At 70.9% G+C, this 11,084-nt stretch carries 13 protein-coding genes; 10 read left to right on the top strand and 3 right to left on the bottom strand.

Annotated elements, in window-relative coordinates:
- A partial coding sequence (locus tag ABZ863_RS32075) for a hypothetical protein (protein WP_358543200.1) occupies positions 1-223 on the top strand: 223 nt, incomplete at its 5' end.
- A gap of 7 nt (positions 224-230) precedes the next feature.
- Here the strand turns inward: ABZ863_RS32075 and ABZ863_RS32070 are convergent.
- On the bottom strand, positions 231-1,616 hold the full coding sequence (locus ABZ863_RS32070) for a sporulation protein (protein ID WP_358543197.1): 1,386 nt from the start codon (positions 1,614-1,616) through the stop codon (positions 231-233).
- 357 nt (positions 1,617-1,973) lie between these two features.
- Here ABZ863_RS32070 and ABZ863_RS32065 point away from each other — a divergent pair, with 357 nt between their 5' ends.
- Genes ABZ863_RS32065 through ABZ863_RS32050 form a run of 4 tightly spaced genes read left to right on the top strand, consistent with a single transcriptional unit; the run spans position 1,974 to position 5,362 of the window.
- Positions 1,974-2,813 carry a hypothetical protein gene (locus tag ABZ863_RS32065; RefSeq protein ID WP_358543194.1) on the top strand — a complete coding sequence of 280 codons (840 nt, stop codon included), beginning with the start codon at positions 1,974-1,976 and terminating at the stop codon, positions 2,811-2,813.
- Complete coding sequence (locus tag ABZ863_RS32060; protein ID WP_358543191.1) at positions 2,773-4,269, top strand: radical SAM protein; 1,497 nt, start codon at positions 2,773-2,775, stop codon at positions 4,267-4,269. Before ABZ863_RS32065 ends, ABZ863_RS32060 begins: the two co-directional genes overlap by 41 nt.
- Positions 4,266-4,922, top strand: coding sequence for a dTMP kinase (gene tmk / locus ABZ863_RS32055; protein ID WP_358543188.1), 657 nt, complete (start codon positions 4,266-4,268; stop codon positions 4,920-4,922). The genes ABZ863_RS32060 and tmk overlap by 4 nt, the downstream gene beginning before the upstream one ends.
- Positions 4,919-5,362, top strand: coding sequence for an NUDIX domain-containing protein (locus ABZ863_RS32050; protein ID WP_358543186.1), 444 nt, complete (start codon positions 4,919-4,921; stop codon positions 5,360-5,362). Before tmk ends, ABZ863_RS32050 begins: the two co-directional genes overlap by 4 nt.
- Positions 5,363-5,415: 53 nt before the next feature.
- On the opposite strand, the gene ABZ863_RS32045 is transcribed toward ABZ863_RS32050, so the two are convergent.
- On the bottom strand, positions 5,416-5,901 hold the full coding sequence (locus ABZ863_RS32045) for an SAM-dependent methyltransferase (RefSeq protein ID WP_266435456.1): 486 nt from the start codon (positions 5,899-5,901) through the stop codon (positions 5,416-5,418).
- 70 nt (positions 5,902-5,971) lie between these two features.
- Positions 5,972-7,270, bottom strand: coding sequence for a hypothetical protein (locus ABZ863_RS32040; RefSeq protein WP_358543183.1), 1,299 nt, complete (start codon positions 7,268-7,270; stop codon positions 5,972-5,974).
- A gap of 493 nt (positions 7,271-7,763) precedes the next feature.
- Between ABZ863_RS32040 and ABZ863_RS32035 the strand changes: the two genes are divergently transcribed.
- From ABZ863_RS32035 to ABZ863_RS32015, 5 genes are all read left to right on the top strand, one after another.
- Positions 7,764-8,423 carry a hypothetical protein gene (locus ABZ863_RS32035; RefSeq protein ID WP_358543180.1) on the top strand — a complete coding sequence of 220 codons (660 nt, stop codon included), beginning with the start codon at positions 7,764-7,766 and terminating at the stop codon, positions 8,421-8,423.
- Between the two features lie 8 nt (positions 8,424-8,431).
- Complete coding sequence (locus ABZ863_RS32030) at positions 8,432-8,953, top strand: hypothetical protein (RefSeq protein ID WP_358543178.1); 522 nt, start codon at positions 8,432-8,434, stop codon at positions 8,951-8,953.
- Positions 8,954-9,043: 90 nt separating this feature from the next.
- A complete protein-coding gene (locus ABZ863_RS32025; protein ID WP_358543175.1) occupies positions 9,044-9,661 on the top strand; it encodes a hypothetical protein in 618 nt (205 codons plus the stop codon).
- Positions 9,658-10,236 (top strand): hypothetical protein, encoded by a 579-nt coding sequence (locus ABZ863_RS32020; RefSeq protein WP_358543172.1) that lies wholly within the window; start codon positions 9,658-9,660, stop codon positions 10,234-10,236. Before ABZ863_RS32025 ends, ABZ863_RS32020 begins: the two co-directional genes overlap by 4 nt.
- Before the next feature lie 3 nt (positions 10,237-10,239).
- Positions 10,240-11,082, top strand: a complete 843-nt coding sequence (locus tag ABZ863_RS32015; protein WP_358543169.1) for a DUF5999 family protein — start codon at positions 10,240-10,242, stop codon at positions 11,080-11,082.
- Positions 11,083-11,084 lie beyond the last annotated feature (2 nt).

Raw genomic sequence — 11,084 nt, 5'->3', positions numbered from 1 at the left:
TGGCCTTGGGTGTTTTCAGAGCGACGCGAGTTGCCCGTTAACGGTGCGAGCGGTTGACCGCCGAGACGACGGCGCGCAGCCGCACGTCCCCGTCGAACCGGCCCTCGTCGCCGAGGTCACCGCCGACACCTCAGTGGACGACGCAGGCCGGTACCGGCACCCGGTCAAGTTCCTCCGGCTCCGCGACGACATCGGCCCCGGCTCTGTTCCGCCCCTCCCCTAACGGGCGCTCAGGCGGCGAGCTGGCGCTCCGCGTACGCGATGAAGGCGTCGACCTCGGGGTCGGACCTGTGCGGGGCCAGGGTGACGGTGAGGTCGTGGACGTAGCCGTGCGCGCGGGCGGAGCGCACCTCAGCGAGGAGGTCGACGGAGCGGCGCCCGGCGTCGAGCCCCTGCTCGCGGTCTCCGGCTCGTAGGTGCGTGGAGGCTTCGACGGCGAGGCGGATGCCGACGGCGCGGGTGTAGCGGCCGGGGGACATGGCGGCCGCTTGGCGGCCCCAGTCGAGCGCGGCCGCCGTGGCGCCGAGGTCGCGGTGGATCTCGGTGGCGTCGGTGGCGATCCGTTCGGGGGTGTAGTAGTTCATCCAGGCCGGGTCGTCGCCGGTGGCTCCGGCGAGGTGGCGTTCGGCGGCGAGGAGCGCCGCGGTGGCCTCCGGTCCCTCTCCGGCCCGGGCGTGGGCGCGGGCCTGCGCGAGCTTCGCGAAGCTCAGGACCTTGGGGCTGGCGACGTGCTTGGCCCGCTCGTATGCGCCTTCGGCCATGTCGACGGCCTCACCGGGATGCCCGCGGAGGAAGGCGGACAGGGACATGGTGGAGAGGACGTACGCGCCGACCTGGATGTCGCCGGCGGCGCGCGCCATGGCCAGGGCCTGGATGAGGTAGCGCTGGGCGGCGTCGTGCTGGCCGGCGTCGAATGCCGACCAGCCGACGACGCGGGACAGCTCGGCCGTCACCCGGAGCAGGTCGTGGCCGATTTTCTCGCTGTAGCTGCCCTGGAGCATCGGTGCGGCGCGGTCCTTCAGGCAGGTCGCGACGGAGGAGGCCTTCCAGTTGCCGCCGCCGAAACGGGAGTCCCAGATACGGGCGTCCTCGACGGCGTCCCACAGCTCGGCCAGCTCGTTCTGGCCGACGCGCCGGGCGCCGTGGTGCTCGGTGGGTGGGGTGGCGGCAGCGGGGACGGCGAGCCACCGGGTGGTCGCGAGGGCGAAGGCTCCGACGGCGAAGGAGCCGCGTAGGAGTTTGCGGCGGTCCAGGTCCACGAGTCTCCAGAAGGCGATGGCGCCGCGCACGGCGTCTGATGGGCTACGGGGGAAATCCAACCCGATCATGCTGGTCTCGCGGCGCGGTCTCGTCATGCCGATCTCGCTCAAGTCGATGCGTCGCCCGAGGCGTTCGCCCAGCGCAGCGGCTATGCAGGCCGGTGCGGGGGCTCGGGGGATCATGCCGCGTTGTACCCAGTTGGTAACACTCGTATGGGTGTAATCGGTCGGTCTGCCTGCTTGTTCTGCGAGCGCGTTGACCCGCTTGGCGAGCGATTCGTAGCTGGCGCCGGAGATCGCCACGAGCCGTGCTAAGTCCTCGTTCGGTTGCCAGTCCCGCTCCTGCCAACGTGCCACGGCACCTCCTCCGCCGGGCCTCTGCGCCCGCGCGTCTGCTCGCCCGGGAGCCTTCCGCGCGGCCGTAAGGGGGGCTCACAAACGGGCTGAGTGTGTGATGTGTGAGCCCCCATTGTGAGCTGTCTGCTGCCGCCCCGGCAGGGCTTTACTCAGTGCAGTGGGGCGGCCCACCACAGCCGCTCTCGCCGCGGGCCCGGATCTCGGGCCGGCTGTCTCCGGCAGGCACGGCGTCACCGTGGTGCTCGGGAGCGGAGGGGGAGCCGAGTGGAGAGGGACTTTCGTGCAGCCCTTCGGGATACGCACGTAGGCCATCTACCCTCCGACCTGAACCAGCTCCTCACGACCGGAATCGAGCCCATGAGTACGAAGATCATCACTGAGCACCCCGGATGGCGCACGACTTCTGATGGGGGCCGGGTCCGTCTGGTCGAGAACGGGGGGGCCGTGTGGCTCGCCGTGTGGAACGACGAGCAGGGGCACCTCTCCGTGTCGTCCATCGAGGCGGACGGCGCTGCCGAGCAGCCGTCGCCCGCCTTCACCTCCCCGGTCGACCTGCCTGCCCCGAGGGAGGCCGGACCGCTGCTCGCCGAGTTGGTGCGCCTGGGCACGGTCGCCCGCCTCAACAATCCCTCACTGTGGGACGCGGTCACGACGGCGATCCTCCGCCAGGTGGTGAGCGCCAAGCAGGCGCTGCGGAAGCACCGCACGTTCTACGGCGCGTACGGGCGGACGGTCGCAACGGCCGTCGGCGACCTTCCGCTCGTTCCGAGTCCCGAGACGGTGCTCGGTCTCTCCGACGACGGGTTCGCCTCCGTCGGGACGAAGTTCAACCGGAGGGCCCTGCGCGCCGCTGCCGAGGCGTACCTCGACCGGGGCGATCACTGGTCCGCGCTCGGCCCCGAGAGCCTGATGAAAGAGCTCGTCGGGGTGCGCGGGATCGGCCCGTGGACGGCGAGCGCTGCCGCGGCCGACTTCACCGGCGATTTCTCGATCTACCCGCACGGGGACCTGGCCGTGCGGACGTGGGCCCGGAAAGCAGCCCTGGGTCTCGAACTGCCGCAGACGGAAGCGGAGTTCGAGGCTCTGTGGCGCCGCTGGGCGCCCGCACGACCTCAACTGCACGCCCTGACCCTGTTCACTCTCACATGGGGGAGCAATGACCTTAACGGCCGCCGAGGACGCCAGAGCGACCTCTGACCTCATCGCCGGTGCCGACCCGAACCGGGAGCTCGACGCCCTGTTCGTGAACGCGCCGCTTCGCGACTACGCCCTACGGCCCCGAACCAACGACTACACCCTGCCCGTGCTGGGCATGGCGTACATCGCCACATACGCGCAGCAGGCCGGTTTCAACGTCGGCGTTCTGGACGCCGAGGCGCTCGGGCTCGGCGTCGAGGCGACGGCCCACCTGATCAACGAGATCCGGCCCCGGTGGGTGGGGATGAACCTACTCGCCCCCACGTACGAGATGTCGGCCCGGATCGCCGCCGCGCTCGACCCCGACATCGCCCTCATGGTCGGTGGACACCACGCCCGCGCGATGCCCGACCGCATCCTCGCCGACCCCCGCATGACCAACCTGCGCGCCCTGGTGATCGGCGAGGGCGAGCCCCGTGTCGCCGCGCTCCTGGCCGACGAGCGGCGACGCGCCGAACTGCCCGGGGTCATGTGGCGCGACCGGCTGCTCGGCACGCGCGCCGCCGGCATCGCGCGTGAGAAGCCGGGCGCCTGGCTCAGCCCGGACATCGACGCCCTGCCGCTCGTGAACCGCGAGTTCCTGCCCCAGGACCCGTACGCCGCCGACGACGGCCGGACGGAGGCGAACATCGTCGGCTCGCGCGGCTGCCCGTACGACTGCGGGTTCTGCGGCGCCGCCGTCTCGGCGAACCCCGACGTCAAGATCCGGCCCCGGTCGCCCGAGGGCATCGTCGACGAGCTCGACCACCTGCACGACACCTACGGAACGACCGCGTACCGGTTCGTCGACGACCTGTTCCTCGGCGCGAAACGGGTGATCGTCCCGCAAATGGAGGCGTTCACCCGGCACCGGATCGGTGACCGGTACGTCTGGGACGCCACGGGGCGGATCAACGTGTTCGACCGGCTCGACGACGCCATGCTCGACACCCTCAAGGCGAACGGGCTGCGCGAGGTCGCCCTCGGGATCGAGTCGGGGAGCGACCGGGTCCTCGCCGGCATGGACAAGCGCATCACGGCGGAGATGACCGAGCAGGTCGCCGAGCGCCTGCTCGCACGCGGCATCGGCGTCAAGGGGTACTTCATCCTCGGGTATCCCGGGGAACAGCAGGAAGACCTCGACGCCACCGTGCGCCACATCCACAACCTGTGGTCGGTCGCTGACCGGTACGGCGCCGGCAGGTTCCGGGCGAGCGTGTTCGAGTTCCGGCCCTACCCCGGAACGCCGATCTGGACCAAGCTGACGGCCGACGGGCACAACCCCGACACCCTGCTCGCGTACTCCGACGTCGACCTCACCGCCGACGGCGCCGAGGAGTCCATGCGCGCCCGAGACGAGTTCAACTTCTCGGTCGGCGTGCAATTCGGCACGGTCCCCCTGGCCAAGCTGCGCACGAAGCTCGCCATGCTCACCCGTGAGCAGCACGACCGGAACCGCTCGGGGGTCCTTTCGTGACCGAGTACACGGGGGCGTTCGTCGCTATCGACGGGCCGTGCGGCGTCGGGAAGTCGACCACGGTCGCTGAGCTTCGCCGCCTGCTTGCCGACCGGGGCGACAGCGTGTGGTCGACGACGGAGCCCTCGACGAGCGACCTCGGCGAGTTCATCCGCGCCAACGCAAACCACTTCCGTGGCCGTGCCCTCGCCTGTCTCGTCGCGGCGAACCGGTACGAGCACATCGACACCGAGCTCATCCCCAGGCTCACGGTCGGCAACACCGTCCTGTGCGACCGCTACCTCGCATCGAGTCTCGTCCTCCAACAGCTCGACGGCGTCCCCGAGCCGTTCCTGCTCGCGCTGAACCGGCACATCCTGCTGCCCGACCTGACCGTGATCCTCACGGCCGACCCCTCAACCGCAGCCGCCCGGATCGCCGAGCGCGGGAAGCGTCACCGATTCCACGACGACCCGTCGGGCCCTGCCCGCGAGGTCGACCTCTACAGGAACGCCGCGCAGACCCTGATGACCCTCGGCGTCAAGGTGCTCGTGCTCGACTCCACGATGTCCACCCCTGAGGATGTAGCGAAGCGGATCGCCGACGCCGTTCCTGCTCCCAGGGGTAGCGTCAGCAGCCCCACCACACCCGACGACCCCACGGTGAACACATGACCCCATCACCCGCGACCCCCGTGATCGACACGCACGTGATTCTGCGTGACGGCGACAAGGTGCTGCTGTCGCAACGCGGGGGCTCGTACGGATACGGCCGCTGGCACGCCCCCTCGGGCAAGCTGGACGCCGGCGAGCCGCTCACCGTCGGTGCAGCGCGCGAGCTGAGCGAAGAGACCGGCGTCGAAGTCGACCCCGAGCATCTGCGGCTCGTGCACGTCGTGCACCACAAGCAGAACGACGAGACCGAGCGCATCGGCTTGTTCTTCCTGGCCACCACGTGGAAGGGCGAGCCGGTCAACCGCGAGCCCGAGAAGTGCCTCGACCTACGATGGTGGTCCGTACACGAGCTGCCCGAAGACATCATCGCCTACCCCGAGGCCGGACTGCTCGGCTACCTCAAGGGCGGCGAGCAGCTCACCGAGCACGGTTGGCCGTAGACCCCGCCGCCGAGATCCACCAAGTGATTTCGGCGCCACGGGCGCCACCCGGCCTACGGGCGCTCCGATGCGTCCCGCCAGTAATCGGCCAGCATCTCACCTGGCCACGCTGGCTGACGGACCTTCTCAGGGGGAGGAGCGAACTGAAGCATGTACGGCTTCACGTCCACGATGGGCGTCCCGTCGACGGCGTCCAGGCCCGTCACCAGGAGATCCCGGCCATCCACGTCCAGCAGTTCCGGGGTGCTGGTCCCAAGTTGATTGGGCCTGCGGTGGTTGCAGTGGACGAACGTCCCGGTCGCCGGCCACCGCGCGTTTCCTCGGGGGCTACGTGCGTGCAGTTGAATATCCTCCGGCCGTGCCAGGTGGAAGTGCCACAGCACCAGCAGGTGGGAGAACTCCTCGATCCCTTGCAGTGTCTCAAGGGGGTACTTCTCGTTGATCCTGATGATCGACTTGACGCCCGCCTGGTAGTCGTCCTGAACGTGAAGATGCCCCCCGACCACGGTTGCGACGGGTTCAACCTCGATTGTCACCATGGCGTTCGGCCCTCTCCTTCGGAAGCGCTGTCCGGTAGCCGGCCCGAGAAGCATCGGGCCGGCGCCGGAGTCAGCCTATGGCCCGGAGCATCTCCCTCGCCCGGCGGTCCAGTTCGACTACGTGACGACCTCCGCGCTGCCGGACGGGCGAAAGGTCACTCTGCATTCGGACGATGACGTCCCGAGCGCGGCCCGAATGGACTCCGGTCATGGCGTCGAGAGCCCTGCGCCAGGTGGCACACGCTTCGTCAAGACGGCCCTGTTCGACCTGGACGGCGCCGAGGTACCCGAGGGTGACGCTGTGGGTGCGGGCGTACTGCTGCTTCCGGCGCGTGGCAACGCTGCGGCGGAAGTGGATCTCCGCGTCGACCGATTGCCCCATGTCCCGCAAGGCGCAGGCGGTCTCGTGGGCAAGGGAGGCTTCTTGGAAGAAGTCCACGCGGCTCGGTGCCGCCTCGCCGTCAGCTCGCGCGAGGTCCCGTTCGGCTCGATTGATGGCCGCGATGGTGCCGGGCCGGTCGCCATCGGCGGCGAGCGCCCGTGCGTGAACGATCGCCAGTAGAGCCTTCTCGCGCTGGCTGGCCTGCCCGTAGCGGTCACGGGACATGGAGGCGTCGGCCAGTGCGAGCGCCTTTCGGGGGTGCCCAAGATCAACTGCTTGGTGCGCGAGCGCTCGGAGGATGTGGCCGGCGAGGGGGCCATCTCCGGCTTCTGCCGCGATGTGGGTGGCGGCGATGAGGTATCGCTGGGCCGTGCGGTGCTCGGAGGCGTCGAAGGCCATCCAGCCGGCCAGGTACGTCATCTCGGCGACGGCGGAGTACGCGTCTCTGCGCTGCTGTTCCGTGCGGAAGCGCCTGCCGAGGAGGGGCCCTGCTTCGTCGCGAAGGTGACCGGCCAGGGCCGTGCGTCCGTCGGCTCCTCCGCGCTGCTGATCGCGCGCCGAGTAGAAGCTCGTGAGGCCGCGGACATCGTCGATATCCGCCTGGGTCACCAGCCGGGCGGAGACCGGCGTACGGCTGGCTGCTCTGGCTGGAGCGGCTGACCACCAGGCGGTCGTGGGCACGGCGAGGCCGGCGGCGGAGTAGGCGGCGGTCGCCAGCAGTTTGCGTCGGTGCATGTCCAGGTCGTCGCTTCCCATCTCGGCCAGCGCAGTCAGAGGATCGACGGTCCAGTCCGGGCTGGGATCGGCGGAGGCTGCTTCTTCCCTTAACCCGAGGTCGGCCAGGGTGAGTGGGCGGCCGAGCCTGCGGGACAACGTCTCGCGCAGGATATGGGGCGCTCGCCCGCTCGGGTTCGTGCCCAGAACCCACATGGAGATGTGAGAGCGGGAGATGTTCTCCAGCTCACGCACACCACTTTCCGCAGCCACTCGGCCAACCGCGGCCGCCGCTTGAGGCTGAGACCAGCCTGCTTCGCGCAGGAGCGCGGCGAGAGCAAGGTTGCGCTCACGGGCCATGGCTACCCCTCTGTTCCGAAATGATCTTTGGCGCCTTTGGCGGCCTTGGCGGCCCCGCGGACCTACCTCCTGACAGCTTTTCAGGGTTCGCTCAACGTAGCGGCCGAATCACCCAGCCTACTGGTCTGCCGTCGGCTTCTTCAGGCGTAGCTCTCCCCACTTGGCCTTATCCCTTCAGGAGTTGTGTCATGCGTCTCCCCCTGGCCCTATCTCGTGCGATCCGTCGTCGCGATAGCCGAGATGGACGCACTCGCTTTGTCAGCGACTCCCCCACCGCGCCCACGAACCAGACCAGCGCCGTCCGGAGGAACGCACGCGCGGTCGTCCGCGAGCTGGACACCAGCTCCTTCGAGGCCGGCTCCAGGGCGCTCGTCGCCGTCTGGCCAGCCCTGGGGGTCGGACGGTGATGGCACCGCAGCAGTTCCAATGGCCCGGGTGCCGTCACTCGGCCAGTGACGCCGTCCCGCTGTACGAGCCGCCCACGCTGTCGGACGCGGACGAGCAGTTGGTCGACGCGCTCCTGAGCGGAGCACGGGTCAAGCTGGTCGACGGTGAGGCCGACGCCGGGCCTGGTGATGGCTGGAAGCCCCGGCTGCCGGTTCCGTCGCCTGCGGCGCCGGTGCTGACCCGGCCGGCCGCTGTGGCGGAGAGGATCGGCCCGCAGAGCTGGAGCGAGTGCGGGCCCGTCGAGCACTGGCACCTGCGTCGGCGCCGGACCCGGCTGTACGAGAACCGTGCGGGCCAGTTCGCGCGCCCGCCGGTCATTCTCTACGCCCAGGCCAGCGTCGAGAGCACGCTGAACCGGCCGACCAGGACGCTGGCCCACCTGCGGATGTGGTCCGAGGGCCGGTTCAGGGTCGTCGGCAACCTGTGGGACCAGCCCCGCTCCAGGGACCAGCTCGAAGAGGCGCTGCGCCGGTGCAGGCGCGGTCTCGCCCACGGCATCGTGGCGCTCTCCCCGCAGAGCGTCGTGGACACGCCCGCCGCGTACGAGGCCCGCCTCGACCAGCTCGAAGGGCCCGGTTTTTTCCTTCAGCACCCGCCGGTCGACTGGCGGTTGATGTGACCGCGCTGATGGCCGACGCCGGAGCCGCTGCCGCGTTCACCGCCGACCAGCCGGCGTCCGAGGAGCGGGAGGACCGGCACCTGCTCACGCTGATCCGCGCTCTGCTGGCGACGGAGAAGGCGGGCGGGGAGGCGCGGGCCGCACTTCCCCTCGGCGGGACGTTCGACCTGGTTGTCACCTGTGACGGCATGGCCGCCGCCCGGGCTCTGCGCGCGATGGACGAGGTCCAGGGCGTCACGGCCGGCGTGGTCCGGCTGCCCGAGCCGGGCCTGCTGCTGTGGTGCGTGCCGCCCGGTACCGCCGCCGGCTGGTCCTGGCACCCGGCGGCGCTGTGCGTCGGTGCCCCGTACGCGGTGCAGCTGCCCGGCCGGGGCGCCGATTCGGGCCCCGGCCCCTACTGGGCGCGGCCCTTCGCCGCCGCGCAGCGGGTGCCGCCGGGGCCGCTGCGGGGGCTGCTCACCGAGTACGGGCCGCCGCCGCCTCACGACCGCGTCGCCGCCAGCGGGCTGATCAGCATCAGCCCCTCCTGATCCTCCCGGCCCCCGGGTCGACCGCCTCCGTCCCCCCGTCGGAGCGTCCCCGGCGGGCCGGGAGTCCCAACTCGAAAGGCCCACTCCCCCATGGACTTCCCGCCCCTCTTTCTCCTCGGCAGGGCTCTGAGGGCTGCCCGCCTCGGCAACGGCGACATGCGCAGTTTCGGCACGGCGACGGTCGTGGCGCGGTTCGACCGGACCGCGCTGGCCGCGTACGTCCGGGCCCCGGTGGAGACCTCTCCCGAGGTGCTGCTGGAGCTGCTGGGTGTGGAGCCGGTCGCCGTGGTGCGTGTGATGGCCTGGGACCGCGGCGGCGTGCCGTGGCTGACCTGCACCCTGCGCAGCGACGCCGCCCGGGCCCTGGCGCGCCGTGTGCTGGCCGCGCTCACCGACGCGCAGGCCGCCGCGCTGCGTCTCCGCGACGCTCTCGACGCCCTTGCGCCGGTGGGAGGTGCGGAAGAGGCCGACGTCAGCGTCACCTCGTACGGCCCGGACATCGTCACCGTGGACATCCCGCCCGGGCGCATGCACCTCCTCCCGCACATCGTCGCGGCCACGGAACCCGACCGGGTCGAGATCAGCCGACACCCCCTCGGGGGGCTCCACGTCCAGCTGACGGTCGAACAGGCTGACCGGCTCACCACGACGCTGCTGTCGGCCGCGGCGCCCTCGGCCGAGCCCGGGGAGCAGGGGACGGCCTCGTGAGCGCCACCGGCCTGATCGCCGTCGACCAGCCGGTGCCGTGGCCGGCCGTGCAGCGCGTGGAACGCAACGCGGTGCGGATCGACACCGTGCAGGTCTGTCTGCCCCCGCCCGCGATGTGCCTGCCCGACTTCCGGTCCTGGGCCGCGCACCGGATGAACCGGACGCCCCCCGCCGACCGTGTGTACGAGGCCCCGGAGGCGGTGGTGCACTGGTACGCGCCGGTGTCGGTTCTCAAGCGCGGCTGCCTGGCGCCGGGTACGGACGCCGACCGGTACATGATCGCCGGCCAGCTCAGGTTCATGATCGGGCAGATACGCCGTGAGCGGCTGGTCTTCCACCTGGTGCCCGAGCCGACCGCCAGCGCCAGGCACCTCGAAGGGCTCACGGCCTACTACGAGCCGGGCGACGCGGACCCGCTCCTGGTCTACGACCGCCTCCACAAGGTCACCGCCGTGTCCCCGGCGTCCCGCATCACCGCCGCCGGCGCCTTCACCGAGTTCGAACGCGCCGCCCTTCCCGACTTCACCGGCGCGGTCATGCTCCAAAGCCACCTCAACAGCGTCTCCCCGGAGTAACCCATGGCCCTCACTGTTCCGTTCGGCCCCGGCTCCAACCGTCCCCTGCCTGCGGTGAAGACGACGCTCAGCCTGGCCGAGGTGCGGGACCTGGACACCGCCTCCCCCACGATCGAGGTGGTGAGGCTGACGGTCCCGCCGCCGATGATCCGCCAGCCGGAGTACCACACCTGGGCGCGCTCGCGCGTCGCCTCGCCCTGGCCGATGCGCACCCACCAGCCGGTCGGCGTCGTCCACTGGTACGCCCACCCCGCGACCATCGCCCACGCGTTTTCCCTGCACGAGGAGACCGGCGACCCGTCGCACTACCTGCCCAGGCCCGAGCCGGAGCAGCGGCTGCTCCTCCTGCGGCAGATCGACTACCTGCGGCACCTGATCACGCTCGGCAAACTGGGCATCCACCTCTTCCCTGCCGGGAGTGAAGCCTCGCCGGACGCTGACGGGGTCACGCTCTACCACCGCCACAGGGGGCGGGCGGTCCTGGCGCACGACATCGGGCCGTCGGTCCGCGAGATCGCCGATGTCTCGCGGCCCGACGTCCTCGGCTGGCTGAAGGAGATCCGCAAAGCCGCCGGGCCCCCCGAGGAGGGCGCCGAGCTGCTGGCCGAGCAGTACCGGGCGATGTGCGAGGCGGTGTACGGGCCGGGCTGGCGGTGCCCGCACAGGCCCTGTTACCCGGACCCGGCCGCCCCCGACGCCGAGGCCGCAGAGCTGCTGATCGTCCACGACGAGCAGGGGTGGGAACGCCGCTGTAACGGCGTCTTCAGCTTCGCCGACTCCGGACGTCTCGGGCCCGGTGGCCAGGTCGTCGCGCCGCACCGCCCTCTCCCCCGCACCACGCGCTGACA

The organism is Saccharomonospora sp. NPDC046836 (assembly GCF_040645195.1).
Lineage (GTDB): Bacteria > Actinomycetota > Actinomycetes > Mycobacteriales > Pseudonocardiaceae > Prauserella_A.
The sequence above is the reverse complement of the archived record's forward strand: the minus strand, read 5'-3'. Positions and strand labels throughout refer to the sequence as shown.